General features: G+C 64.7%; 23 protein-coding genes and 1 pseudogene. 8 read left to right on the top strand and 16 right to left on the bottom strand.

Features of this window, described 5'->3' with window-relative positions; translation table 11 throughout:
• Positions 1-67: 67 nt before the first annotated feature.
• From ACVDG8_RS16790 to ACVDG8_RS16780, 3 genes are read left to right on the top strand one after another with little or no spacing between them, the layout of a single operon-like run.
• Positions 68-355: a PqqD family protein gene (locus tag ACVDG8_RS16790; protein ID WP_447255659.1), complete on the top strand. Its 288-nt coding sequence runs from the start codon at positions 68-70 to the stop codon at positions 353-355.
• Positions 355-786, top strand: coding sequence for a lasso peptide biosynthesis B2 protein (locus tag ACVDG8_RS16785; RefSeq protein WP_447255658.1), 432 nt, complete (start codon positions 355-357; stop codon positions 784-786). The genes ACVDG8_RS16790 and ACVDG8_RS16785 overlap by 1 nt, the downstream gene beginning before the upstream one ends.
• The gene (locus ACVDG8_RS16780; RefSeq protein WP_455707791.1) at positions 783-1,763 is read left to right on the top strand and encodes a serine kinase; all 981 of its coding nucleotides are present in this window, start codon (positions 783-785) and stop codon (positions 1,761-1,763) included. The genes ACVDG8_RS16785 and ACVDG8_RS16780 overlap by 4 nt, the downstream gene beginning before the upstream one ends.
• A 6-nt stretch (positions 1,764-1,769) precedes the next feature.
• Here the strand turns inward: ACVDG8_RS16780 and ACVDG8_RS16775 are convergent, their stop codons facing one another.
• The 16 genes and pseudogenes from ACVDG8_RS16775 to ACVDG8_RS16700 form a co-directional block, all read right to left on the bottom strand.
• On the bottom strand, positions 1,770-2,753 hold the full coding sequence (locus tag ACVDG8_RS16775; protein ID WP_447255656.1) for a formyltransferase family protein: 984 nt from the start codon (positions 2,751-2,753) through the stop codon (positions 1,770-1,772).
• A gap of 7 nt (positions 2,754-2,760) precedes the next feature.
• A complete protein-coding gene (locus ACVDG8_RS16770) occupies positions 2,761-3,786 on the bottom strand; it encodes a nucleotidyltransferase family protein (protein ID WP_447255655.1) in 1,026 nt (341 codons plus the stop codon).
• 285 nt (positions 3,787-4,071) lie between these two features.
• Positions 4,072-5,058: a dihydroxyacetone kinase subunit DhaK gene (gene dhaK, locus ACVDG8_RS16765; RefSeq protein ID WP_447255654.1), complete on the bottom strand. Its 987-nt coding sequence runs from the start codon at positions 5,056-5,058 to the stop codon at positions 4,072-4,074.
• A gap of 32 nt (positions 5,059-5,090) precedes the next feature.
• The gene (locus ACVDG8_RS16760) at positions 5,091-5,522 is read right to left on the bottom strand and encodes a hypothetical protein (RefSeq protein WP_447255653.1); all 432 of its coding nucleotides are present in this window, start codon (positions 5,520-5,522) and stop codon (positions 5,091-5,093) included.
• Between the two features lie 7 nt (positions 5,523-5,529).
• Complete coding sequence (ptsP, locus tag ACVDG8_RS16755; protein ID WP_447255652.1) at positions 5,530-7,104, bottom strand: phosphoenolpyruvate--protein phosphotransferase; 1,575 nt, start codon at positions 7,102-7,104, stop codon at positions 5,530-5,532.
• Positions 7,105-7,145: 41 nt separating this feature from the next.
• Complete coding sequence (locus ACVDG8_RS16750; RefSeq protein ID WP_447255651.1) at positions 7,146-7,448, bottom strand: HPr family phosphocarrier protein; 303 nt, start codon at positions 7,446-7,448, stop codon at positions 7,146-7,148.
• A gap of 19 nt (positions 7,449-7,467) precedes the next feature.
• Positions 7,468-7,857, bottom strand: a complete 390-nt coding sequence (dhaM, locus tag ACVDG8_RS16745; protein WP_447255650.1) for a dihydroxyacetone kinase phosphoryl donor subunit DhaM — start codon at positions 7,855-7,857, stop codon at positions 7,468-7,470.
• Positions 7,857-8,450, bottom strand: a complete 594-nt coding sequence (gene dhaL, locus ACVDG8_RS16740) for a dihydroxyacetone kinase subunit DhaL (RefSeq protein WP_447255649.1) — start codon at positions 8,448-8,450, stop codon at positions 7,857-7,859. Before dhaL ends, dhaM begins: the two co-directional genes overlap by 1 nt.
• Positions 8,451-8,460: 10 nt before the next feature.
• Positions 8,461-10,097: pseudogene (locus tag ACVDG8_RS16735) on the bottom strand (dihydroxyacetone kinase subunit DhaK).
• Positions 10,098-10,145: 48 nt separating this feature from the next.
• On the bottom strand, positions 10,146-11,159 hold the full coding sequence (locus tag ACVDG8_RS16730; RefSeq protein ID WP_447255647.1) for an ABC transporter ATP-binding protein: 1,014 nt from the start codon (positions 11,157-11,159) through the stop codon (positions 10,146-10,148).
• Positions 11,152-12,258, bottom strand: coding sequence for an ABC transporter ATP-binding protein (locus ACVDG8_RS16725; RefSeq protein WP_447255646.1), 1,107 nt, complete (start codon positions 12,256-12,258; stop codon positions 11,152-11,154). The genes ACVDG8_RS16730 and ACVDG8_RS16725 overlap by 8 nt, the downstream gene beginning before the upstream one ends.
• A gap of 2 nt (positions 12,259-12,260) precedes the next feature.
• The gene (locus ACVDG8_RS16720) at positions 12,261-12,464 is read right to left on the bottom strand and encodes a hypothetical protein (RefSeq protein WP_447255645.1); all 204 of its coding nucleotides are present in this window, start codon (positions 12,462-12,464) and stop codon (positions 12,261-12,263) included.
• 340 nt (positions 12,465-12,804) lie between these two features.
• Complete coding sequence (locus ACVDG8_RS16715) at positions 12,805-13,755, bottom strand: carbohydrate ABC transporter permease (protein ID WP_447255644.1); 951 nt, start codon at positions 13,753-13,755, stop codon at positions 12,805-12,807.
• Positions 13,752-14,699, bottom strand: coding sequence for a carbohydrate ABC transporter permease (locus ACVDG8_RS16710; RefSeq protein ID WP_447255643.1), 948 nt, complete (start codon positions 14,697-14,699; stop codon positions 13,752-13,754). Before ACVDG8_RS16710 ends, ACVDG8_RS16715 begins: the two co-directional genes overlap by 4 nt.
• A 108-nt stretch (positions 14,700-14,807) precedes the next feature.
• Entirely contained in the window at positions 14,808-16,136 is a 1,329-nt protein-coding gene (locus tag ACVDG8_RS16705; protein ID WP_447255642.1) for an ABC transporter substrate-binding protein, read from the bottom strand.
• Positions 16,137-16,368: 232 nt separating this feature from the next.
• Positions 16,369-17,067 carry a PIG-L deacetylase family protein gene (locus ACVDG8_RS16700; protein ID WP_447255641.1) on the bottom strand — a complete coding sequence of 233 codons (699 nt, stop codon included), beginning with the start codon at positions 17,065-17,067 and terminating at the stop codon, positions 16,369-16,371.
• Between the two features lie 24 nt (positions 17,068-17,091).
• On the opposite strand from ACVDG8_RS16700, the gene ACVDG8_RS16695 reads away from it, so the two are divergent.
• From ACVDG8_RS16695 to nhaA, 5 genes are all read left to right on the top strand, one after another.
• The gene (locus ACVDG8_RS16695; protein ID WP_447255640.1) at positions 17,092-17,982 is read left to right on the top strand and encodes a DMT family transporter; all 891 of its coding nucleotides are present in this window, start codon (positions 17,092-17,094) and stop codon (positions 17,980-17,982) included.
• 56 nt (positions 17,983-18,038) lie between these two features.
• The gene (gene hrpB, locus ACVDG8_RS16690) at positions 18,039-20,501 is read left to right on the top strand and encodes an ATP-dependent helicase HrpB (RefSeq protein ID WP_447255639.1); all 2,463 of its coding nucleotides are present in this window, start codon (positions 18,039-18,041) and stop codon (positions 20,499-20,501) included.
• Positions 20,502-20,887: 386 nt separating this feature from the next.
• Positions 20,888-22,213: an ActS/PrrB/RegB family redox-sensitive histidine kinase gene (locus ACVDG8_RS16685; protein WP_447255638.1), complete on the top strand. Its 1,326-nt coding sequence runs from the start codon at positions 20,888-20,890 to the stop codon at positions 22,211-22,213.
• A 214-nt stretch (positions 22,214-22,427) separates the two neighbouring features.
• Positions 22,428-22,991 carry an ActR/PrrA/RegA family redox response regulator transcription factor gene (locus tag ACVDG8_RS16680; protein WP_447255637.1) on the top strand — a complete coding sequence of 188 codons (564 nt, stop codon included), beginning with the start codon at positions 22,428-22,430 and terminating at the stop codon, positions 22,989-22,991.
• Positions 22,992-23,272: 281 nt separating this feature from the next.
• A complete protein-coding gene (gene nhaA, locus ACVDG8_RS16675; RefSeq protein WP_447255636.1) occupies positions 23,273-24,460 on the top strand; it encodes a Na+/H+ antiporter NhaA in 1,188 nt (395 codons plus the stop codon).
• The last annotated feature ends 66 nt before the right edge of the window (positions 24,461-24,526 follow it).

The raw sequence follows: 24,526 nt of genomic DNA, 5'->3' as shown, positions 1-24,526 counted from the left end.
ATTGTGCCGGGTTATGGACGGCGCCACGATGCCGCGCTAATTGACCTGCGGCTAGTGGAGCGGGCGTATGGCTGAAATAGTTTCGGAAACGGTGCTGCGCATGGCCGACGACGCTTCGGTGCAGCATGTCGGCGATGGCGCCGTGGTGCTTCTGGCGCGCAGCGGACAGCTCTATACGTGCAACGATACGACAGAAGCCTTTCTCGATAAGGTCGACGGCGCGCGCAGCCTCGACCAGATCGTCGGCCTGCTCTCGAATGAATTCGAAATCGACAAGGCGACGCTCGACCAGGACATGGCTGCACTTGCCGCCGAACTGGTGGCGGAAGGCATCCTCGCCGATCCGGGCGCATAATGGCTGACGGACCGTTTCTACGCGCGCTGTTTCGCGCTCATTTGTGGCTCAGCGCGCGGCTGATGCCCGCTTTTGTCGGCCGGCGCGATTTCGAAGGCGTGTTGAAACTGGCGCCGCTGCAATTGCCTACGCCCTATCGCGACTTGCCCTGGACCTACATCGTGCAGCGCGTCAACCGGACGGTACGGCGCCCCTGGTTCATGCGCGACCGCCGGTGTCTCAGGGAAGGCCTGCTCGGGTTTCGCTTCCTGCGCATGGCTGGTCTCGATCCCGCTCTGCATTTCGGTGTCGATGCGAAATCGATGCATGAACCGCGCCTGTCGGCGCATTGCTGGGTCTGTCTCGACGGCAAGCCGGTGGTGAGCGACAGCCAGCCCGGCATGGTGGAAATCTACCGCCACCCATCCAGCGCAAAGGCGCCCGCCGCTTGACCGATCAGACCTTCAGCTACGACCTCAAGGGCCAGGTCATCAGCATAACCGCCGCGCGCGCCGATCTCTGGCCGAACTTCGACCTGACGCTCGGCTCCTTGCGCATCAGCGAAGCCGTCGAGCCCGGCTTTCGCGTCAACATCATCGAAACCTTGGAATTGCACGAGAGCCCCGAAGGCAAGCTCGCTTTCGACGGCGAGGTGCCGGTCGACGGCCATTGCCGGATGATCGACGCTGGCGCCGTCTTTCACCTGATCTTTCCCGGCCTGCAGACGGTTTCGATCCACGACGAGCAGCGTTGGGCCGAAATCCGCGTTCATCCCGACAGCAAGATCAAGTGGACGTTGCTGATGATGGTGATCGACGCCGCGCTCGATGCCGGCGGACAGCATATGCTCCATATGGCTGGACTCACCCTGCCCGACAGCGAGGCGCTCGTGCTGATCCACGCGCCGAGCGGCACCGGCAAGTCGACGACGTCGCTGGCCCTGGCGTCGCAAGGCTTCGGCCTCTGTTCCGACGATGTCATGATCCTCGCCGCGGCGCCGGCTGGCGTTACGGCTTGGGGCATGCCGCGCCAGGTGAAGATCCACCGCAACACGGCGGCGATGCTGCCCTTCGTCTCGCCTTGTCTTGGCGACACCTGGAACGTCGAGGACGAACAGGCGGTTTCGCTGGAACGCCTCGGCGAGATCATCCGTGTCAAGGATGTTCGCGCCAGGCCGGTTGCCGCGGTCTTGCACCTTGCACGTTCGGCCGATGGCGAGACCCGGCTGCTGCCGCTGGCGAGGACCGATGCCATGGTGGCGCTTGCCGCCGACAATGTGCGGACCGGCATGACCGGTCTCTTGCCGCTCCAGAAAAGGCGGATGGCGACGATCGCGGTCTTGGTGAAGACGATCCCGACCTTCACGCTGGAAGTCGGCAAGAGCCCGGCGGACGCGGCCGCGCTGATCCAGGCGGCGTTGCAAAGCTGAAGGTAGTCAGTCCGTCACGCCAAAACGCTTGATGTCGAAAGATCGTGGCCCTTGTCCGGTCCGGCGGCGTCTCGACTGCCATCGCAACAACAGCCGGGAAAGCTTGCCATAGGCGAGATGGACGACGCGCGCGTCGGCGCAGTCGAACTCTACCAGTCCCCATCGGTGTTTCGGCGCTTGGCCGGTCGGCGGGCCCAGGCGTCGTACAGGCTGAGCCAACCGGACCGGCTCACCTTTGATCAGGACATTGACCGAAACGCTCGATCCGATGATGCGGCACAGGCGGGCGACATGCTCGCTCGAAGTTTGCAAGCCGACGATCAGCGGATCGGGCTTAAGACGCGCCCAGACATACGCCCCGTCCGCCTGTGGCGCCCCGGCAAGGTCGCCGCGACAGAACTCCGGAACCACATGAGCTACCAGCGTGGCCATCGCATCGGCGAGGGCTTTGGAGACTGTAGCCGCCGAGCGCCAATCGCCGGCGGCAAATCCCACCTGCGCAAGGATATCGCCTTCATCGAAGCCGGCGGTCATCTTGTGCAAGGTGACGCCGCCATGGGTGTCGTGCATCTGGTCGATGACGAGCCGATGCATCGGATGAGGGCCGCGATAGTGCGGCAAAAGCGCAGGATGCAGGTTAAGGCCGCCTTTGGGAAACAACTCCAGAACGGTTTGCGGGATCAGTTTGCCATATCCGAAACAGACCAGCAGGTCGGCGCCAAATGTGCCGATTTGCTGCCTGATCGCATCCCAGTCATTGGACGGGCCGAGTTCCACCAGCCTCGGCATCACGCGCCGAAGCTGAGACCTCAGTGCAAACCTTCGGCGCAAGCGGCGGCGCAAGGTGCTGAAACTGCGGTGTTTGCCGGCACGTGGACCAGGCACGACGATTGCCGCAATGCGATGGCCTTTGTTTACCCAGCTTGCCAGCATAGGGGCGGTGATGGAGGAAACCTCGGTGACGAAAACGGCCGAGAGCGGGTTTTCCATTCCGCGCTCAGGCCGGATACGGTCTTTGCCGGGCAAGCCGCTGCACCCAGCGGAAGGCATCGCGGCTCAGGCGCGAGCGCATCTTGTCGCGCGAGTTGACGCGCAGCAGCATGTTGCCGGTGATCAGCCATTTGGCGAGCCGTATCGAAAGGTCCGGCCTGATGCGGTTGGCGAGCTCGATCGCCCGCGGCGCGCCGAACAGGCGCCCGGTCACGTTGAGGACAGTCGCCAGCTCGAGTTCGATGCCGGTCATCCGAGCGGCCTCGAGCACACGCGCTTCCTCTTCCGGTGATTTCAGCGCGCGCACGCCCTGCAGCACGTCGACGCACAATTGCAGCCGGTGGAACTTGTGGCCACCGGCGGCGTGGACGATGGCGATGGTGAGCAGCGCCGCCGGCGTATCGGTTTGGCCGCCGTCGATCGCCTGCAATTCACGAAAGCCGAGCGAAAGCCGGCGCCGCATGCCGGTGTCGTGCACCAGATTGCCATGCAGCTCGATCAACAGGCTGGAGTTCTCTTTCTCCAGCCATTTGAACTCCTGCAGCTCGTGCGATTCCGCCTCGTCGCTGCCGAGTTCGAAGCCGCATTCGGCAATGGTCCTGTTGGCCTCGGCAATGCTGGCGGGCTCGACAAGGATGTCGATGTCGGTGAACGGACGGTCGGCAAGCTGGCGGTAGAGCTTGCGCGCGAACACCGGCCCCTTGACGATCCGGGCCGAGACGTTCTTCGCCGCCAGCGCCTTCATGATGCGATCGCCATGGTACTGCAGCAGCATCGCCTGCCCGGTCGCCATCGTCGCCTGGTCGCGCAACTCGGCGAGCTTCTGTTGCAAGGCCGGGTCTTGAGGCAAGCTGGCGTCGCCAAGTTCCCTGAGCTTGCGCAGCATGATCGGCAGCACGCCATGGAATTCCGCATTGGCAAGCAGCGCCAGCAGGCCGTTTGCCGAAAGCTCCTTGCCCGAGATCGCCGAGGCATCAGGATCGGCGAAACTAAGCAGCAGTTTTTCGTCGGCAGGCGAAAGAGATGGCAGCATCAATCCGGTCGGCATTCGTTCGTGGAAGACATATATCGTGGATATGGTTGCAGAAAAGCATCAGGGACGCCAGCAATGCGAAAGCAAAGCGATGCCATGAATTGACAGTGCGAGCGAATTTCCTGCATTCTACCGGACTTGGGTTTGAAGGAGGCGAAAAATGATCAAGAAGAAGTATCAGGCACCGGTGCTGCACAAGGCGGGCAAGCTGTCCAGCGTGGGAGCCGTCGCGTCGAAGACGCCGGCCTAGTATAGGAATTTCGCAACTTAGGCTCTGCCGGGTTGCTACAGTCCCCAGCGCAGCGCTGCCGTATGCACCGGCGCGTCCCACAGTGCTGTGGTCTCGTCGTCGAGCATGGTCAGCGTGATCGAGCAGCCGGCCATGTCGAGCGAGGTCACATAAGACCCGACCAGCGAGCGGGTCACGGTCACGCCCTGCTTCTCGAAGATTTTGCGGGCGCTGTTGTACATCAGATAGAGTTCCATCGACGGCGTGCCGCCGAAGCCGTTGACCAGCAGCAGCGCCGGCCCTTTCGCGCGATCGCCGAGATCGCCGGTGATCGCCGCGCAGACTTCCTCGGCGATGGCATCCGCACTTTTCAAGCTGTCGCGCCGGCGGCCGGGCTCGCCATGGATGCCGACGCCGAACTCCATCTCGCCATCGCCGATCTCGAAGGTCGGCCTGCCGGCAGCGGGCACGGTGCCGCTGGTCAGCGCCACGCCCATCGAGCGCGTCGCGCCATTGACGCGATCGCCAAGCGCCTTGAGGTCGGGCAGGGCCATGCCTTGCTCGGCGGCGGCGCCGACGATCTTTTCCACCACCAGCGTGCCGGCAACGCCGCGCCGCCCGGTCGTATAGGATGAATTCTCGACCGCGACGTCGTCATTGGTCACCACTTGCAGCACGCCGGCCGCCATCTCGGCCGCCATGTCGAAATTCATCACGTCGCCTTCGTAGTTCTTGACGATGAACAGGCAGCCGGCGCCGGTATCGACGGCTTGAACGGCGGCAAGCATCTGGTCCGGGGTCGGCGAGGTAAACACCTGGCCGGGGCAGGCGGCGTCGAGCATGCCGTGGCCGACGAACCCGCCATGCAGCGGCTCGTGGCCCGAACCGCCGCCCGAGATCAGCGCGACCTTGCCTGGCTTGAGCGCCTTGCGGCGGATGAATTTGTGCGCCTCGCCGAGCACGAGGATATCGGCATGGGCGGCTGCGAAACCATCGAGGCTTTCGGTCAGCGCCGTATCGACCGAATTCAGGAATTTCTTCATGTGTCCTCCCGACACAGTCTTACGCAACAAGATCAGCCGCCACTCTTGCCGGTGATGCTGGTGATCTTCTGGATGAAATCGTTGACCGCCCGGTCGAGCGCGGCGTTCTGCTTGTCGTCGCCGAAATCGGGGACGATGACCGAGATATGCCTGGTTTTACGCATGCCTGCCGCGACCGACATCTTGCCGGGATGCGCCAGATGGTAGGCAGCGAGGAACTGGTCGCGCTCGGCCTGGCTGAAATGGCAGACGGAAAAGATCGCCGGCAGATGTTTCGAGGGGATCGGGATCGAATAGGTTGGGCTGGAGATCTGCGTGACGAAGCTGCGATGTTTGCCGAGCGCATCGGCCAGGCGCTGCCGCATGCCGGAGGGGCGCTGGTCGATGACATGTGACAGGATCGTCTTGTAGGCACGGATCGCTTCCTCCGATCCCGGCTCCGGTGTTTTGGCAATCTTGGTCATGCGGCGCCTAGACCGCGACGTTCGCGATGGCCGCCTTGGCCATGGCGAGTTGAGCCGGCGCGACCGAGAGGTCGCGCAGGCCTGCCGAAAGCAGCGCCGGGATCGCCGCCGGATCGCCGCCGGCGTCGCCGCACAGGCTGACCGGAATACCCTTCTCGCGCCCGAAGTCGACGACCGCAGCAATCAGCCGCAGCACGGCCGGATGATGCACGCTGTTCAGATGCGCGACCGCCGCATTGTCGCGCGCCGCCGCCATCACATACTGCGTCAAATCGTTGGAGCCGATCGAGAAGAAGGCGACATCGGCGAAGGCTTCCGGCATCAGCGCCACCGACGGCACTTCGACCATGATGCCCAGCGGCGGGAGCTTGTTTGCCAAGCCACGCGCGACAAGCCCGGCCTGTTCCTCCGCGAACAGCGCGGCGGACTGGTCATATTCGTCGGCAGTGGCGATCATCGGGAACATCACCTTCAGATTGCCGTGGATGGCGGCGCGCAGCAATGCCCGGATCTGCACGCGGAAGATGTCGCGCCGCTTGAGCGACAGCCGGATGCCGCGCAGGCCGAGGAAAGGATTGGTCTCCTCGACGGTAAAGCCCGCAATTGGTTTGTCGCCGCCGGCATCGATCGTGCGGATGGTCACCGGCTTGTCGCCCGCCCATTCCAGCACCTTGCGATAGGCGTGGTATTGCGTTTCCTCATCCGGAAGCGTCTTGCCGAACAAAAATTCCGTCCGCATCAGCCCGACCCCGTCGCAGGTCGCGATATCGATGCCGTCGACATCGGACGGATAGGCGATGTTGACCTGCACACGCACGGCGGTTCCGCTCCTGGTCTTTGCCGGTTGGGTCAGGAAGGTCTGCGCCGCGCCCTGCCTGTCGGCGAAAGAGCAGGCTGATTCCCGGAAGGTTTCAATCTCGGCCGGTGACGGCGAGAACACGATCCCGCCGCGCTCGGCATCAAGCAGGGCAAGTCCCTGGACCGTTTCGGCCGAGGCGCCAAGACCCACCACCATCGGCACGCCGCGCGAGCGCGCCAGCATGGCGACATGGCTGGCGGTGCTGCCGGCTCTGAGCGCGATGCCACCGCCCGCGCTCCAGTCGGTCTCGAGGAACCGCGTCGGCGCGATGTCCTCGCCATAGAGTATGGCGCCGAGCGGTGCCGTGGCCTCGCCGTCCTCGCTTAGAGCCCGCAGCACCTGGTCGCGGATGTCGCGCAGATCGGCGGCGCGCGCGCGAAAATAGTCCTGGTCCGAAGCGTCGTAGCCGGCGATCTCGGCGTCGAGCGCCGCCCGCCACGCGCTATCCGCCGGCTGCCCGGCACCGATCGACGCGAGCGCCGGACCGCTTAGCGCATCGTCCTCCAGCATGGCGACATGGAATTCGAGGATGCCGGCGGCGTCCGCATCGGCGGCATCGGCCAGCGCGGCCAGCCGGCCGATTGCCTTACTGATCGCCAGTTCCAGCGCTTCCTTCTCTTCCGCCGCGCTCGCCTTGGCTCTGTATAGGGATCGAGGCCGATCGAGGTCGAACAGCGGGCCTTCGGCATAGCCGGCTGACGCTGGAATGCCCTCAAGCCGCATGGCGCGCATTCCTTGCGGTCAGGGGATCAGGCCGGCTTGCGCTACGCGGACCGGGCATGGTCCGCTTCCTCGTCGAAGTCGCGTTGCACCAGATCGACCAGCGCTTCGACCGCTTGGGTCGCGCCGTCACCTTTGGCGCGGATATGCAGCAATGTCCCCTTGGGCGCCTTGGCCGCCATCACCTTGACGATGCTCTTGGCGTCGAGCCAGGGGCCGTTGGCCGCCACCGCCACTTCCACCTCGGCTGCGAACGACTTGGCAAGCTTGGTGAACTTCACCGACGGGCGCGCGTGCAGGCCCACGGCGTGGGTGATCAGAACGGTTGCTTCGGCGGATGCGGACATTCAGTCGATTCCCGTTCGTTCACGCCGGCGACAATTCGTGCGCCGTCGCCACCACGTCCTTGAGCGAGGCGCCGCCGGAGGATTCGGTCGCCGCCATCACGGCGCCTTCCACGATCGGCGCGTTGCAGACGATGATCTTGTGCGAGCGCGGCTCGCCGATCATCTCGACCGCCATCTCCGAGTTGGTCTCGGCGCCGCCGAGATCGACCAGTATGGCGACGCCGGCTTCCGACCATGCTTTGTCGATCGCGCCCATGATCGCCTCGACGCTGGTGCCGAGCCCGCCATGGCCGTTGCCGCCGCACCAGGCAAGCGGCACCTCGTTGCCCACCATCTGGCGCACCATGTCGGCCGTGCCCTCGGCAACCAGCGGCGAATGCGACACGATGACGATCCCGACATTGCTCATCAATGACCCTCGACAGTTTCCGCGACGGCGCGCACCAAGAGCGCGGTCGAGCGCGCTCCGGCATCCATATGCCCGACCGAACGCTCGCCCAGGAAAGAGGCGCGCCCGCGCAAGGCCTTCATCGGCACTGTGGCGTCCGCCGCCTTGTCGGCGGCGTCGGCGATCTCTTCCGCCGTCTTGCCTTGCGCCAGCGCCTCATACACCGGCTGCAGCACGTCGAGCATGGTTTTTTGGCCAATCTGCGATTTGCCCCGCGCCGCCACCGCCTCGATGGCCTTGCCCAGTGCGGCTGCTAGCCCGGCGCGGTCGGGTTCTACCGGCATCTCCTTGCCGAGCGCCAGGAACAGCGTGCCGAACAACGGCCCGGAGGCGCCGCCGACAGTCATCACCAGCTTGGTGCCGACGGCTTTCAGCGCCTCGGGCAACGGCTTGGCCGCGAAGCCCTCGGCTTCGGCGCGCACCGCCTCGAAGCCGCGCTTCATGTTCAGCCCGTGATCGCCGTCGCCGATCGCCTGGTCGAGCGCGGTCAATTCCTCGGCATGTGCCGCGATCGTGTCCGCCGTCGCCGCGATCAATCGGGAGAAATCGGCCATCACTGGTCCTTCACGCCGGAGCGAACAGCGCCGCCACGGCGGCGAAAACCTCGGCCACCGCATAGGCGCCCGGGTCGGCTATGTCGAGCTTGGTGCCGATATAGGCGGATCGGCCGGCCTTCGCCTTTGCATGGCGACCGTTGCGTCGGCGCCCTGCCGCGCCGCCTTGGCAGCCGCCTCCAGCCCGCTCGCATCGAGCGCCTTCAGCGCCGGTTCCAGCGCGTCGATCATGGTGCGGTCGCCTACCTTGGCGCCGCCATAGAAAGTCATGCGCTCAAGGCCGGCGAGCAGCGCCTTGCTGAGCGACGCGCCCGTGCCGAGCGACTGCGAGGCGGCGGTGAAGAAAATCGACAGCAGCACACCGCTGGAGCCGCCCATCGAAATGCCGAGCGTCTCGCCGATCGCCGCGAGCGTAGCGGCGCGATCGGCGAGCGGCAGCGCGTCGATGCGGTCGAGCACGCTGCGCGCGCCTGTCGCCACGGTCGAACCGGTGTCGCCGTCGCCCGCCTTGGCGTCGAGACTGTTGAGCGGCTCTTCGAGCGAAATCAGCTTTTTGCAGACGGCGGTGATCAGATGCGCCGCGCCTGCGTCGCGGCTGCCCGCCTTCGCCTCATGTCCGGCGGCTTTGCCGATCGCTACCACCACCGGCGCGCGCACCGGCGTCGCCGGCAGCCAGGCATGCGGGCCGACCGGCGCCAGCAGCGCCGCTTCGCGCTCGGCATCCAGCTTGATGAGCGACAGCGAGAACCCGTTCATGTTGAGCGCGGTCATCAGATGTCCGGGACCGATCGTCAGCGCCACGCCCTTCGCCAGCGAAGACGACAGCACGGCATGGGCGATCAACGACATTTCGAGCGGCGGCACCGATCCGAGATTGTTGATCAGCAAGGCACAGCGACTGCCCGGATCGAGCCGCGCGGCGAGGCGCTCGGTCATGATGTCGACAAGCGCGCCGGCGCTCTGCAGCGCGATGCGCTCGACGCCCGGCTCGCCATGGATGCCGAGACCGAGCTCGCCGTCATTGGCGCCGAAACGATCTTCATGCGCCTGTCCCGGGATCGAGCAGGAGGAAAGCGAGATGCCCAGCGAAACGACATCCTTGGCCGCCGCGCGCGCCGCCGTCGCGACCGAGGCCAGATCGTGACCGGCTTCGGACAGATGGCCGGCGATCTTGTGCACGAACAATGTGCCGGCAACGCCGCGCGGCTGCGCGATGTCGGGCAGCGCGATGTCGTCGCCGACGATCACCATCTCGACGGAAAGACCCTCGGCGCGCGCTTTTTCGGCGGCGAGGCCGAAATTGAGACGGTCGCCGGTGTAGTTCTTGACGATCAGCAGACAGCCCGCCTTGCCGGCCGTCGCGCGGATCGCCGCCAGCACGGCTTCGACGCTGGGCGAGGCGAATATCTCGCCCGAAACCGCGGCCGTCAGCATGCCGGAGCCGACGAAGCCGGCATGCGAGGGTTCATGCCCGGCGCCGCCGCCGGAAACGACGGCGACCTTAGTCTTGTCCCAGTCGGCGCGCAGCACGACCTTGATCTCGGGATAGCCGTCGAGGCGCGCCAGCGTGCCGGAACCGGCGGTAGCCAGAAAGCCGTCCAGCGCCTCGGTGACGATCGTCTCTTTGCGGTTGAAAAAGTGCTTCATGGATATCGTCCAGTGCGTGGTCGTCAATCAGTGCGAATCTGTGGATGGCTACATCAGTCTTTGCCCATCCGAGCCGAAATAAAGCGGCGAGCGATAGCGGATCGTCACCTTGTCCCCTTTCCCGAGCGCCGTGTCGGGATCGGTCAGCGTCACCAGCTTCTTCGCCCCGACCGTGACATGCAGGTGGTTCTGGTCGCCGAGATGCTCGACCCAATCGACGACGCCGTCGGCATGACCGTTCGCCGCCTTCTCGATCGACAGATGCTCGGTGCGGGCGCCGATCGTCGTCGTGCCCGCCGGCGCGCCGCCGTCGGGCAGCAGGCCGGCCGGCAGGAGATTGATCGCCGGCTGGCCAAGGCGGGCCGCGACATGAAGGTTTGCCGGCTCGGAATAGATCGTGCGCGGCGTGCCGATCTGCACCAGCACGCCGTTGGCAAGAATGCCGATACGGTCGGCCATGGTCATCGCCTCGATCTGGTCGTGCGTGACGTAGAGCATGGTGGCGCCGAGCTCGGATTGGATGCGCTTGAGTTCCAACCGCAGATCGCCGCGCAATTTGGCGTCGAGCGAGGAAAGCGGCTCGTCCATCAGGTAGATCGACGGCTTGCGCACCAGCGCGCGGCCGATGGCGACGCGCTGCATCTCGCCGCCCGAGAGCTTGGTCGAGCGGTTTGCGAGTTTGTGGTCGATGCGCACCATGCGCGCCACGTCCTCGACGCGGCGGCGCACCGCCTCTTCCGGAAAACGCCGCGCCGGCGAGCGCAGCGGGAAGGCGAGATTGTCGAACACCGACAGATGCGGATAGAGCGAATATTGCTGGAACACGAAAGCGGTGTCGCGCTCCGCCGGGGAGAGCGTCGTCGCATCCTGGCCGGCAATACGGATCGTGCCGCTGTCCGGCCGCTCCAGCCCGGCGATCAGCCGCAGCGTCGTCGTCTTGCCGGCGCCGGTCGGGCCGAGCAGCACGACGAACTCGCCGTCCTTTATCTGCAGGTCGAGACTGCTGAGCGCGACCGTCTCACCGAAACTCTTGGTCACACCCTGGATATGGACGTCAGCCATGACGCGCCTCCGCTGCGGTGTCATGCATGGCGGTCCGGACCGCGCGTCCAGTGCCTTTCTCGAACAGCGACAGCCGAGCGCTGCTCAAGGACAGCCCGACCTGTTCGCCGGGATTGAGGTGGATTTCCGCCGGCACCCGCGCCTTGATGATGCCGTCGGCCGTCTCAACCGCGACGATCTGCGTGGTGCCGAGATATTCGGTGCCGTAGATCGCGCCGCGCAGCTTCGAGCCGTCGTCGAAGCGGATGTGCTCGGGCCGGATGCCCAGCGCCATGTCGGCGGGTGCGATGTCCTCGCGCACCTCCGGCACGGACACTTTCGCGCCTTGCACGACGATCTCTTTCGCGCCCTTGGCGAGCCCGCCGCCGAAGCGCAGGAAGTTCATCGGCGGCGAGCCGATAAAGTCGGCGACGAACATCGTCGCCGGGCGATCGTAGATTTCGCGCGGCGTGCCGAACTGCTCGATGACGCCGTGGTTCATCACCGCAATCTTGTCGGCCATCGACATCGCTTCCATCTGGTCATGCGTGACATAGACCGTGGTGGCGTGGATGCGGTTATGCAGCTCGCGCAGCTCATGCACCATAAGATCGCGGAACTCGGTATCGAGCGTGCCCAGCGGCTCGTCCATCAGGAAGCATTTTGGCCGCCGCACGATGGCGCGGCCGAGCGCGACGCGCTGGCGGTCGCCGCCGGCAAGGCCAGAGACTGATTTCTCAAGCAGATGGTCGATACGCAGGAGCTTGGCGGTCTCCTCGACGCGGCTTCGGATCTCGGCCGTCGGCATGCCCTGCGCCAAAAGCGGAAAGCCGATGTTCTTGCGCACATTCATGTGCGGATAGAGCGCAAAGAGCTGGAAGACGAAGGCGATGTCGCGCTCGCGCGCCCGCAGCATGGTGACGTCGTCGCCGCCGAGCAGGATCTGGCCGCCGGTCGGCAGTTCGAGGCCGGCGATCATGCGCAGCGTCGTCGTCTTGCCGCAGCCGGACGGCCCGAGCATGACGAAGAACTCGCCATCCTCGACGACGAAGTTGGAATCCTGCACGGCGACGAAATCGCCGAAGGCCTTCCTCAGATGTTGGACGCGGATCTCGGCCATGATTATTCCGGGAATTTCGAGACGATGATGAACATCACTGTGCCGGCAAGCATGGTGATGAAGGAATAGGTGTAGAGTGCCAGCGCGAAGGGCTGGAACAGCATCAGGAAGCCGATGGCGATCAGCGCCGTGGCGATGTTTTCCATCAGGCCGCGCCTTGCCCAGCGCGGCCATGATGGTTTTCTGGAGATGGCGGGGCGCGTCATGCGTAGCTCCCTTCCTTCTCTCCGTTCAAGGGGAGAGATGGTTGCCAGGTGGTTCCCCCACTCCGTCGCTGCTTCGCAGCGCCACCTCCCCTCCGGAGGGAGAGGAAGGGAGTCTGGCTGAATGAAGTTCGCGCCCTTCCTCTGCCCCGTCGATCGGGAGAGGTGTCGAGCGAAGCTCGACGGAGTGGGGGTCGACCTGACGCGGCGCGAGACGATGCATGCGCCTGCTTGCCAGGCACGCCATCGCTAAACGCCAAGCGTTCGCAAATGTGTCGATCCCGTAGCCGTGAACGAGGAGAAGGGAAACGGTGGCGCCGTCGGTTTGTTATTCCCACATCGATCATTTGCGCACCGCGCCGAAAGTAATGCCGCGCAGCAATTGCTTGCGGAGCAGGATTGTGAAGACCAGGATCGGCACCAGGAAGATCGTCGTGCCCGCCGCCACCGCCGGCCAGTCCTGGCCGCCTTCGCCGATGATGGTCGGGATGAAGGGCGGCGCGGTCTGCGCCGTGCCGGAGGTCAGAAGTGCGGCGAAGGCGTATTCGTTCCAGGCAAAGATCAGGCAGAAGATCGCGGTGGCGGCAATGCCCGTGGTCGCTTGCGGCAGCACGGTGCGCCAGAACGCCTGCAGCCTGGTATAGCCGTCGATCATCGCGGCTTCCTCATATTCGCGCGGGATCTCGTCGATGAAGCCCTTGAGCAGCCAGACCGCCAGCGAGACGTTGACCGCGGTGTAGAGCAGGATCATGCCGAGCGCCGTGTCCGACAGGCCAAGCTCGCGATACATGAGGTAGATCGGGATCGCCACCGCGATCGGCGGCATGAAGCGCGTCGACAGGATGAAGAACAAGAGGTCGTCGGCCAGCGGCACCTTGAAGCGCGAAAAGCCATAGGCTGAGAGCGTGCCGAGGAACACCGCGCAGAAGGTCGAGCCGAAGGCGATGATCAGCGAGTTGACGAAGCGCGGCAGGAAGTTCGACGGCCCGGCGATCACCATGTTGCGCTTGCGCACCGTCTCGTCGCAGAAGCCGGTCGCCGGGCCAAGCGAGTTGATGTATTCCGGCGTCTGCCGGGTGCGCGTGGTAAACAGGTTGCAATAGCCTTCGATGCTCGGCTGGAAGACGACCTTGGGCGGATAGGCGATCGAATCCGGCGGCGTCTTGAAACTGGTGGCGAAGATCCACAACAACGGCACGATCGAGATCAAGGCGTAGAGAACGATGATCGTGCCGGCAATGCGCTTCGAGTTTGCCGAGGGTGCGACGACGGAATGGGCGGTGGTCAGGCTCATCTCTGCTTCACCTTGTTGAGCGCCTTGACGTAGATGTTGGCGAGGCCGAACACGGCGACGAACAGGATGATGGCGAAGGCCGAGGAATAGCCGGTCCGCCAGCTCTCGAAAGCCTGCCGTTTCAGCGTGATCGAGGCGACCTCGGTGGTCGAGCCTGGCCCGCCGCCGGTGAGCAGATTGACCATGTCGAACATCTTGAAGTTCTCGATGCCGCGAAACAGCACCGCCAGCATGATGAAGGGCAGCGCCATCGGCAGCGTGATCGACCAGAATTGCCGCCAGTTGGAGGCGCGGTCGACTTCGGCCGCTTCATAGATGTATTCGGGGATGGAGCGCAGGCCGGCGAGGCAGATCAGCATCACGTAGGGCGTCCACATCCAGGTGTCGACGATGATGATTGACCACGGCGCCAGCTCCACATTGGACAGCATCTGGATGTTTGTCGGCGGAATGCCGGTGATGAAGGAGATAGCGTAGGAGAACAGTCCGATCTGCGGCTCGTAGAGGAAGCGCCAGAAATTGCCGACCACCGCCGGCGACAGCATCATCGGCACCAGGATGATCGTCGTCCAGAAGGCGTGGCCGCGGAATTTCCGGTCGATCAGCCAGGCCAGCGTGAAGCCGATCAGCGTCTGCAAAAGGATCGTCCAGAACACGAAATGCGCCGTCGTCTGCATGGCGATCCAGATGTCCTGGTCGCCGAGGATGCGCTGATAGTTGGCGAGCCCGAGGTTCTTCACCACCTCGTTCGGCCGGTTGGCGCGATAGTTGGTAAAGGAGAGATAGATCGCCCAGAAAAGCGGGAAGATGTTGATGGCGAGCAACAGCAGGATCGTCGGCGAGATGAACAGCCAGGCGAGGCCTTTGTCGCTGATGCCCCGGACTTTGCGGGCCAACGGTTCCGGGGTCGCCCGGGCAACGTTGTCCGCAGTCCGATTGAGCATGGTAAGTCCTGCTTCGGTCACTGGGTCAGTCTCGATGATGGAATTTATCTGAACTGCGTCCCGTGCCAAGGGCGGCACGGGACGCGTCGGTCTGGCTCGGGAGGAGCCTTACATCTTGCCGTCATCCTGGAAGGTCTGCGTCCAGTCCTTGACCAGACTGTCGAGCGCTTCCTGCGCGGTGCCCTTGTCGGCCACCACATAGTCATGAACGCGCTTCTGCATTGCCTGCAAAAGCGTGGCGTAGCTCGGCTCGGCCCAGAAATCCTTCACGATCGCCATCGAGTCGAGGAAGGCCTGCGCGTAGGGTTGGCTGGCCGGGAACTTGGGGTCGTTCACCACCGCATTGAGACAGGAGTAGCCGCCCAGCGCCCACCATTTGGCCTGCACATCCTTGTTGGCGAACCATTTGATGTATTTCAGCGCGGATGCCTGCTTGTCGGAATAGGAGACGACCGAGATACCCTGGCCGCCGAGCTGGGCGAAATGCCCCTTCGGACCCGCGGGATTGGTGAAGAAGCCGATCTTGTCGCCGCCTACTTTCTCGTCCTTGTAGAGGCCGGGCCAGGTGAAGGCGAAGTTCATATGCAAGGCAACCTGGCCCGATTTGAAGGCGTCGGCCGATTCGCCCATGTAGACGTTCGACGACCCGGGAGGCGTGCAGCAATCATATAGCTTCTTGTAGAATTCGAGGCCCTTGGCTGCGTCCGCCGAGTTGACGAAGCCCTTCATGTCGTAGGGTTTGTTCGGGTTCTGATAGTCGAAGCCGTAGTCGTAAAGGACGTTGGTGACGCCCATGGTGATGCCTTCCGAGCCGCGCTCGGTGTAGATCGAGGCGCCGTAGACCGTCTTGCCGTCGATCTGCCGCTTCTGGAAGAACTCGGCGATTTGCATCAGCTGGTCGTAGGTCTTGGGCGGCCCAAGCTCCCAGCCGTATTTTTCCTTGAATTCCTTCTGCAGCTCGGGCTTGGAGAACCAGTCCTTGCGATAGGTCCAGCCGACGACGTCGCCCATGGCCGGCAACGCCCAGTAGTTCGGCGTGTTCTTCGGCCATTCGGAATAGCCGACCACGGTTGCCGGCACGAAGTCGTCCATGCTGATCTTCTCCTTGTCGAAGAAGTCGTTCAGCTTGACGTAGTGGCCGTTCTCGGCCGCGCCGCCGATCCACTGGCTGTCGCCGATGATCAGATCGCAGAGCTTACCGTGTGAGTTGAGCTCGTTGAGGAAGCGGTCGGCATAGTTGGTCCACGGCACGAACTCGAACTTCATGCCGATACCGGTTTCCTTGGTGAAGTCCTTGGACAGTTCCACGAGCGCGTTGGCCGGATCCCAGGCCGCCCAGCACAGCGTCAGGTCTTCCGCATGCGCGACGTTCGAGACGGCTGTCGACGCAAAGATCGCCGAGGCCAGTCCCAACGCCAGTTTCAAGGTCGATTTCATGCCTTACCTCCCATTTGCGAAACGCGTCCGAATGACGGTTTCAAGAGCCCCTCAACCCTCGCTCCTCCGAGGGCCCAAACATGGCGGGCGCAGCGCCGATGTTTAGTAATTTGTTTAGTGATGCAATTTTTACTAAACAAGGCAAGCGAATTCGTTGCTGCGTCGCAGCATGACGAAACGGGTGATTGAAATCATTTGGGAAAAGCTGCTGAAGAGCTCGACCTTTAACCGCTCAGCCGGCTTCGCCAACGATGCTTGCCTGTGGCGTCACCGGCCGTACCGGCGGCGCGGGCGGCAGCAATGCGCGGATGTCGGCGAAGGGAAATGTCGGCTCGAAGCGGAAGGCCTCGGCCAGTGAGCCTGGGACGCTGTTGCACTGCCCGGCGCGAAATTCATTCTGGGCGCGCGCCCTCTCGACATATTGCTCCGGCATCTGCGACCGATGCGCCCGGATCGCCTGCGCCTTGACATCGCGGTGGGCGGAAATGTCGACATAGTGTGTCGGCGAAAAGCCGGTGCCGCCCATCGTGTCGGCATGCAGCACAGGCACCGCGAACGAGGCCGCGATGCGCACGCCGTCCGACAGTGCGCGGTGGTCGGCGTGATAGTCGTTCGGCGCATGCGTGATGGCGAGGTCCGGCTTCACCTCGCCGATCAGCGCTTTCAGCCCCGAAATCAACGCGGCGTCGGCAATCAGCGCGCCGTCGGGGAAGTCCAGTAAGCGCGGCACGGCGCCAATCAGGCCTGCGCCCGCCGCCGCTTCCTCGCGGCGGACACGAGCCAGGACAGTCGGGTCGCCCTTGCCGCCCTTGGCGCCGTCCGTGGCTATCGCAAATATCAGCTCTGCGCCTTGCGCTGCATAGGCGGCCAGCGTACCGAACATGAATATCTCGATGTCGTCGGGATGTGCGCCCAGCGCCAATATCTTCAAGTCTTCTCTCCCGGAAATGGTAAAGTGCCGAACGGAATCCTGCTCGCCCTGGTCGCCTATGCAAGCTATTCGTGCAGCGACGCCGTTATCAAGAGCCTGGGCGGACAGTTCACCGTCTTCGAGATCGGCTTTTTCTCGACCTTGTTTGCCGGCTGCTTTCTATTCTTCACCAAGCCCAAGGACGAGCGTTGGCGCGATGCCTGGCGCACCAGAAGGCCGTGGGCGGTGCAGGCCCGCGCCTTGGCGGGCATCGCGTCGGGCGTGCTCAGCGTCTTTGCCTTCACCACCATTCCGCTGGCGGAGGTCTATGCGCTGATCTTCCTGGCGCCGCTGCTGGTCACCATCCTGTCGACCGTCATCCTGAAAGAGAAGGTCGGCCCCTGGCGCTGGCTGGCCGTGGTCGCCGGCTTTGTCGGCGTCATGCTGGTGGTGCGTCCCGGCTTTCGCGAACTGCATCTCGGCCATCTCGCCGCCTTTGCCAACGCTTTCCTCGCCGCCACCAGCGTCATCCTGATGCGCTCGCTCGCCCAGCAGGAAAAGCGCACGACGATCCTCGGCGCGCTGGTCGGTTACGGCCTGGTGTTCAACGGGGTGGGTGCCGCCACGACGTCGTTCATCCTGCCCGGTCTCGGGCAATTGGTCTGGCTGATGCTGGCCGGTGTCTTCACCGCCGGCGGACAATTGCTGCAGCTGCTTGCCGTCAAATACGCGCCGGCCAACCGCATCGCGCCGACGCATTATTCGCAGATCGTCTGGGCGGTTATTCTCGGCGCCCTGTTCTTCAAGGAATATCCCGACTGGCTGTCATTGGTCGGCCTTGCGGTGGTGGGCGGCTCCGGCCTGCTGACGATGGTGCGCGAAGAGGTGAGGCTCGGCACCGTGCGCTGGAACCCGTTTTCGCGCAATCGGCTTTGATCCGCAGCCGGCCTCGTACATTGCGTGACGACCGCGACCGCTGATATGCGGGCACGATGACGACGAAACCCTTGCCGGAGCTTCCGGTCACAGCCGTGCTGCCGGCGCTCGGCGATGCGCTCTCTGAGCGCAACAGCGCCGTGTTGGTGGCGCCGCCCGGCGCCGGCAAGACGACATTGGTGCCGCTGGCGCTGCTCGATGCGGCCTGGCTCGGCACAGGTAAAATCGTCCTGCTCGAGCCGCGCCGGCTGGCCGCCCGCGCCGCCGCCCGCCGCATGGCCGAACTGCTCGGCGAGGAACCCGGCGGCGCCGTCGGCTATGCCATGCGCATGGAAAACCGCACCTCGGCGCGTACAAAGGTTCTCGTTGTCACCGAAGGCGTGTTGTCACGCATGATCCTCGACGACCCGGAATTGCCCGGCGTCTCGGCGGTGATCTTCGACGAATTCCATGAGCGCTCGCTCGACGGCGATTTCGGCCTGGCGCTGGCGCTCGATGTCCAGGGCGCACTCAGGCCGGACCTGCGCCTGCTGGTCATGTCGGCGACGCTCGACGGCGCCCGTGTCGGCAAACTGCTTTCCGGCGCGCCGGTGATCGAAAGCGAAGGCCGCGCCTTCCCGGTCGATATCCGCTACGACGAACGGCCCGCCGGAGTGGCCATCGAGGATGCGATGGCCAAGGCCATCCGTTCGGCGCTCGCCACGGAGCCGGGCAGCGTGCTCGCCTTCCTGCCCGGACAACGCGAGATCGAGCGCACCGCCGAGCGGCTTCTGGGCGCTGTTGGCGCCGATACCGATATCGTGCCGCTCTACGGCCAACTTGACAATCGGGCGCAGGATCAAGCCATCAAACCGGCGCCGGCGGGTCGCCGCAAAGTGGTGCTGGCGACGTCGATCGCCGAAACCTCGATCACCATCGACGGCGTCCGCGTCATCATCGATTCCGGCCTGTCGCGCTTACCGCGCTACGAGCCGGCGAGTGGCCTCACTCGTCTGGAAACAGTGCGCGTCAGCAAGGCCTCGGCCGACCAGCGCGCCGGCCGCGCCGGTCGCACGCAGCCTGGCGTCGCCGTCCGCCTGTGGCGCGCCGAACAGACCGCGGCGCTTCCCGCCTTCACGCCGCCGGAAATCCTCGAGGCCGATCTGTCCGGCCTGCTGCTCGACTGCACCGCCTTTGGCGTCGCCGATCCGTCGAGCCTGTCTTTCCTCGATCCGCCGCCGACGCCGGCGCTCAACGAGGCCCGCACGCTGCTCGAGGCGCTGCATGCCATCGACGACGCCGGCCGGCTGACGGAGGCGGGTGCTGCCATGCGCAAGCTCGCGCTGCCGGTGCGATTGGCGCATATGGTGGCCGAGGCGGCGAAGACAGGACAGGCGCTCGCGGCGGCCACGCTTGCCGTGCTGCTGACCGAGCGCGGGTTGGGCGCCGACAGTGCCGATCTGGAGCGGCGATTGATCCGCTTTCGCGGCGAGAAGTCGCCGCGCGCCAATGCGGCGCGGCAACTCGCCGAGCGTCTCGCGAGACAGGCTGGCGGCGGGCAAGGTGGCGAGGCGGCCTCGGCCGGCGCTCTCTTGATCCATGCCTGGCCGGATCGCGTCGCACGGGCGCGCGGCGAGCGTGGCCGCTTCGTGCTGGCAAACGGCTCCGGCGCCATGGTCGACGCCGCCGATCCATTGGCCGGCGAGACCTGGCTGGTTGTCGCCGACCTGCAGGGCAAGGCGCAGAACGCTCGTATCACCGCTGCTGCGCCCGTCGACGAAGCCGACATCCGCGCCGCCCTTGCCGACCGCATCGAGACGAAGCGCAAGGCCAGCTTCGACCGCGAGCGGCGCGCGGTGCGCGTGCGCGAAACCGCCAGGCTCGGCGCCATCACGCTGTCCGAGCGCATGCTGCCGCCGCCTTCGGGCGCCGACGCTGACCGCGCCATCCTTGACGCTTTGCGCGAGCACGGCCTGTCGCTGCTCGACTGGGGCAAGGACGCGCAGACGCTGCGGCAAAGGCTTGGCTGGCTGCATCGCGGCCTTGGCGCGCCCTGGCCGGATGTTTCGGATGCCGGGCTTCTGGACCGCCTCGACGATTGGCTGGTGCCGTTTCTTGCCGGTGACGCCTCTTTCGCGGCCATCAAGCCAGCCATCCTCTCGGCGGCGCTGATGGCCTTCGTTCCGCATGATCTGCGGCGCAAGGTCGATACACTGGCGCCGACCCATTTCGATGCGCCATCCGGCAGCCACGTGCCGATCCGCTACGACGGCGAATGGCCGGTGCTGGCGATCCGCGTCCAGGAGCTGTTCGGCCTCGACCGTCATCCCGCGATCGCCAATGGCAGCGTGCCGCTGACGCTCGAACTCCTGTCGCCGGCACATCGCCCCATCCAGACGACGCGCGACCTGCCCGGCTTCTGGCGCGGTTCCTGGGCGGATGTGCGCACCGACATGCGTGGCCGCTACCCCAGGCATGTCTGGCCGGAAAACCCGCTGCTGGCCGCCGCCACCAGCCGCGCCAAGCCGCGCGGGACCTAGCCTTAGCTTGGCGGGCCGCTCGCATTGTCGGAGGTTATACGTTTGCGATTGGCGCAAACGCCCATCACGTCGTCATCCACGGGCGGAGCAAGGAGCGTAGCGACGCGCGCGGACCCGAGGATCCATGCCGTGACTTCGAGACGTTGCGACCGTCCAGAATTCTGCTCCGCTGCATTCTATGGTCAAGGTAACGGAATGGATCCTCGGGTCTGCGCTCCGCTTCGCGTCGCTCCGCCCGTGGATGACGAGGTCGCGGGTGCTTCGGCCAATCTCGGATGTTTATGATGGTGAACCAAGACGAACGATGAAACACCAGCTGCTAGTCTGTCCAGCCGCCTTTAAAGCACTACTAGCGCTTACCCTCCTGCGGCTATAATCGTAAGTCGATGATCAACATCCTGCGCGTGCCCGATTCCCAGCAGAGCCAGCGGTTGCGGCTCAACACGCTGATCCGCCTGCGCTGGCTCGCCATCGTCGGCCAGAGCCTGACGGTGCTGGTCGTCGCCTACGGCCTGAAATTCCCGTTGCCGGTGTCGATGTGCTTTGCGCTCATCGCCTGCTCGGCCTGGATGAATCTTTGGCTCACCTTCCGCTATCCGGCGGCGCACCGGCTGACGCCGCTTTCCGCCTTCGCCATCCTCACCTTCGACGGCATCCAGCTCACCGGCCTGCTCTACATGACCGGCGGCCTGACCAACCCGTTCTCGGTCCTGCTTTCCGTGCCGGTCGTCATTTCGGCGGCGTCGCTGCCGCTGCGCCTCACCTCGGTTCTGGGCGCGCTGGTCATGATCGCCGCCACGCTTCTGGTGTTCTTCCATCAGCCGCTGCCCTGGTACGAGGGCTCGCCTTTGCCGATGCCGTTCATCTATGTCGCCGGCATGTGGATGGCGGTCTTCGCCTCGATCTCCTTCACCGCCATCTATGCTTTCCGCGTCGCCGCGGAAGCGCGTCTGCTCGCCAACGCGCTTACCGCCACCGAGCTGGTGCTGCAGCGCGAGCAGCATCTTTCGGCGCTGGATGGGCTGGCAGCGGCCGCCGCGCACGAGCTTGGCACGCCTTTGGCCACCATCACCGTCGTCGCCAAGGAAATGGAAAAGGCGCTCGGCAAGGATCCGAAATACGGTGAGGACGTGAAGCTGTTGCGCTCGCAGAGCGAGCGTTGCCGCGAAATCCTGAAGCGGCTCACCAGCCTTTCCTCGGAAGGCGAAGTGCATATGTCGCGCATGCCGCTCACCTCGCTGGTCGAGGAAGTGACGGCGCCGCACCGCGATTTCGGCATCTCGATCCGGTTGCGGCCCGGCGAGCGTATCGGGCCCGAGCCTGTCGGCCAGCGCAGCCCCGGCGTCATCTATGGGCTTGGCAACCTGGTCGAGAACGCTGTCGACTTCGCCCGCAAATCGGTCACCGTAAGCTGGGCCTGGGACAATGAGGAAGTCACGTTCTCCATCATCGACGACGGTCCCGGTTTTCCGCCGGAGATCATCGACCGTATCGGCGAGCCCTATATGTCGACACGCCAGGGCACCGAGGCCGGCGGCGGCCTTGGCCTCGGGCTGTTCATCGCCAAGACCTTGCTCGAGCGCTCCGGCGCCACGATCGATTTTCGCAATTCAAGCGGGCTCGGAGAAGGCGCCGTGGTTCAGATCGCCTGGCCGCGCGGCCTCTTTCTCAACCAGGACCTGGCCTCGGCAACCATGTTCGACAATGCCTAGAGCAATTCCAAGCCTTGCATTTACCGCATGGCAGCTCTGTTGCCGGCTGTAAAAATTGGACATTGCTGTTGCAGAACTGTATCTGCGTAAAAGTAAGGCATGTCGCCCGAAACCGTGCAGTGTTTCCGGGAAAAATGACATGCTTGGAAACAGGGACTTAAGACGCGTTCGCTAGAACGATACGAAAGCGCTTCAGGTCGTTAGGGTGCCGATAATGAGCGGAGATGAAACGACTGGCGCAATGGTTGAGGGCGATGACACCTCGCTGTTGATCGTCGAGGACGACAAGCCATTCCTCACCCGGCTCGCTCGGGCCATGGAAACAAGGGGCTTCGTGGTCGAGACGGCCGAGAGCGTGGAGGAGGCGGTCGCCAAGGCGCGCGCCCATCCGCCGGCCTATGCGGTGGTCGACATGCGGCTGGGCGACGGCAACGGCCTCGATGTCGTGGCCGCCATCCGCGAAAAGCGTGGCGACGCCCGCGCCATCATCCTCACCGGCTACGGCAACATTGCCACCGCGGTTACCGCCGTCAAGCTCGGCGCTATCGACTATCTGTCCAAGCCGGCCGACGCCGACGACGTTTTCGCGGCACTGACCCGCACCTCGGGCGAGCGCGCCGCGCCGCCGGAAAATCCGATGTCGGCCGACCGCGTGCGCTGGGAGCACATCCAGCGCGTCTACGAGATGTGCGACCGCAACGTGTCCGAGACCGCGCGCCGGCTGAACATGCATCGCCGCACCTTGCAGCGCATCCTGGCCAAACGCGCGCCGCGGTAGACCTAGCTTCGTCATCCTTGGGCGTAGCGACGCGAAGCGGAGCGAAGACCCAGGGATCCATGCCGTGATGTCGGACGTCGAGTGCAACGGAGCAGAATTCTCTACCGAAGCAGCGCTTTGAAGTCCGGGCATGGATCCTATGGTCTGCGCCGCTTCGCTCCGCCATAGGACGACGACGTGATCTCGGCCAATAATCCGAGGCACGTGAGCCTTGCGCCGCCAGCCGTGCTTGCGCATCATCGCCAATGACGCCGACCGGGAAACCCCGCAACGGAGAACATATGCAAGGCCAGCGACCAAAATCGATCCTGCGCGAATTCCTTGACGGCGAGGCGGCCGGTGGCATCATCCTGATGGTTACCGCGGCGCTGGCGCTGATTGTCGCCAACTCGCCTTTGGCCGAAACCTATTTCGCCGCCCTGCACGCCTATCTCGGACCGCTCAATGTCTCGCACTGGATCAATGACGGCCTGATGGCCGTGTTCTTCCTGCTGGTCGGGCTGGAGATCAAGCGCGAGGTGCTGGACGGCCAACTGTCGACCTGGCCGCGCCGCGTACTGCCCGGCATCGCCGCCGCCGGCGGCATGCTGGTGCCGGCGCTGGTCTATGTCGCGATCAACCGCGACAACCAGGCGGCACTCTCCGGCTGGGCGATCCCGACCGCCACCGACATCGCCTTTGCGCTCGGTGTTCTCTCCCTGCTCGGCAGCCGCGTGCCGGCCTCGCTGAAAGTCTTCCTCACCGCTCTGGCGATCATCGACGACCTTGGCGCCGTCGTCATCATCGCGCTGTTCTACACAAGCGGCCTGTCGCTCGCCTATCTGGCGGCGGCTTTCGCCGTCATCGCGGTGCTCGTCGTGCTCAACCGCATGCGGGTGATGACCCTTGTCCCCTATCTGGTGCTCGGCGCGGTGCTGTGGGTGCTGGTGCTGAAATCGGGCGTGCACGCCACGCTGGCCGGTGTGGCGCTGGCGCTCACCATTCCGCTCGAACGCAGTCCCGGCATTGGTCATGACACCGAGCATTCGCCGCTGCACAGGCTGGAGCATGGCCTGCACAAACTGGTTCCCTTCTTCGTCATCCCGATCTTCGGTTTCGCCAACGCTGGCGTCTCGCTCGGCGGCCTGAGCGCCGCAGCACTTGTCGAGCCGCTGACGCTGGGCGTCGCCGCTGGCCTGGTTCTCGGCAAGCTGATCGGCGTCTTCGGCTCGTCCGCAATCGCCATCCGACTCGGCCTCGCCGACCTGCCGGTCAATGCCGGCTGGCTGCACATGATCGGCATTTCGCTGCTGTGCGGCATCGGCTTCACCATGAGCCTGTTCATCGGCCTGCTCGCCTTCGCCAGTGACCCGGCGCTCCAGGACGCAGTGAAGGTCGGCATTTTAGCCGGCTCGCTGGTCGCTGCATTGCTTGGCGCCGCCGTGCTGCTCACGGCGCCGGCGGCGGGTGAGACTGAGGACGAGACCTAAAGCAATTCCAGGAAAAGTGTGAAGCGGTTTTCCGTCCGGAATTGCGTAAAAACAAGAGTTAGAGCG

The sequence above is a fragment of the Mesorhizobium sp. ORM8.1 genome (assembly GCF_053005525.2).
Note: the sequence above shows the minus strand (reverse complement) of the source record. Positions and strands in the feature narration are given on the sequence as shown.

Excerpts from the sequence above, each read along its gene's own strand:
- ACVDG8_RS16790 (WP_447255659.1), top strand. The coding sequence starts at position 68 with ATGGCTGAAATAGTTTCGGAAACGGTGCTGCGCATGGCCGACGACGCT.
- ACVDG8_RS16785 (WP_447255658.1), top strand. The coding sequence starts at position 355 with ATGGCTGACGGACCGTTTCTACGCGCGCTGTTTCGCGCTCATTTGTGG.
- ACVDG8_RS16775 (WP_447255656.1), bottom strand. The coding sequence starts at position 2,753 with ATGGAAAACCCGCTCTCGGCCGTTTTCGTCACCGAGGTTTCCTCCATC.
- ACVDG8_RS16770 (WP_447255655.1), bottom strand. The coding sequence starts at position 3,786 with ATGCTGCCATCTCTTTCGCCTGCCGACGAAAAACTGCTGCTTAGTTTC.
- dhaK (WP_447255654.1), bottom strand. The coding sequence starts at position 5,058 with ATGAAGAAATTCCTGAATTCGGTCGATACGGCGCTGACCGAAAGCCTC.
- ACVDG8_RS16760 (WP_447255653.1), bottom strand. The coding sequence starts at position 5,522 with ATGACCAAGATTGCCAAAACACCGGAGCCGGGATCGGAGGAAGCGATC.
- ptsP (WP_447255652.1), bottom strand. The coding sequence starts at position 7,104 with ATGCGGCTTGAGGGCATTCCAGCGTCAGCCGGCTATGCCGAAGGCCCG.
- ACVDG8_RS16750 (WP_447255651.1), bottom strand. The coding sequence starts at position 7,448 with ATGTCCGCATCCGCCGAAGCAACCGTTCTGATCACCCACGCCGTGGGC.
- dhaM (WP_447255650.1), bottom strand. The coding sequence starts at position 7,857 with ATGAGCAATGTCGGGATCGTCATCGTGTCGCATTCGCCGCTGGTTGCC.
- dhaL (WP_447255649.1), bottom strand. The coding sequence starts at position 8,450 with ATGGCCGATTTCTCCCGATTGATCGCGGCGACGGCGGACACGATCGCG.
- ACVDG8_RS16730 (WP_447255647.1), bottom strand. The coding sequence starts at position 11,159 with ATGGCTGACGTCCATATCCAGGGTGTGACCAAGAGTTTCGGTGAGACG.
- ACVDG8_RS16725 (WP_447255646.1), bottom strand. The coding sequence starts at position 12,258 with ATGGCCGAGATCCGCGTCCAACATCTGAGGAAGGCCTTCGGCGATTTC.
- ACVDG8_RS16720 (WP_447255645.1), bottom strand. The coding sequence starts at position 12,464 with ATGACGCGCCCCGCCATCTCCAGAAAACCATCATGGCCGCGCTGGGCA.
- ACVDG8_RS16715 (WP_447255644.1), bottom strand. The coding sequence starts at position 13,755 with ATGAGCCTGACCACCGCCCATTCCGTCGTCGCACCCTCGGCAAACTCG.
- ACVDG8_RS16710 (WP_447255643.1), bottom strand. The coding sequence starts at position 14,699 with ATGCTCAATCGGACTGCGGACAACGTTGCCCGGGCGACCCCGGAACCG.
- ACVDG8_RS16705 (WP_447255642.1), bottom strand. The coding sequence starts at position 16,136 with ATGAAATCGACCTTGAAACTGGCGTTGGGACTGGCCTCGGCGATCTTT.
- hrpB (WP_447255639.1), top strand. The coding sequence starts at position 18,039 with ATGACGACGAAACCCTTGCCGGAGCTTCCGGTCACAGCCGTGCTGCCG.
- ACVDG8_RS16685 (WP_447255638.1), top strand. The coding sequence starts at position 20,888 with ATGATCAACATCCTGCGCGTGCCCGATTCCCAGCAGAGCCAGCGGTTG.
- ACVDG8_RS16680 (WP_447255637.1), top strand. The coding sequence starts at position 22,428 with ATGAGCGGAGATGAAACGACTGGCGCAATGGTTGAGGGCGATGACACC.
- nhaA (WP_447255636.1), top strand. The coding sequence starts at position 23,273 with ATGCAAGGCCAGCGACCAAAATCGATCCTGCGCGAATTCCTTGACGGC.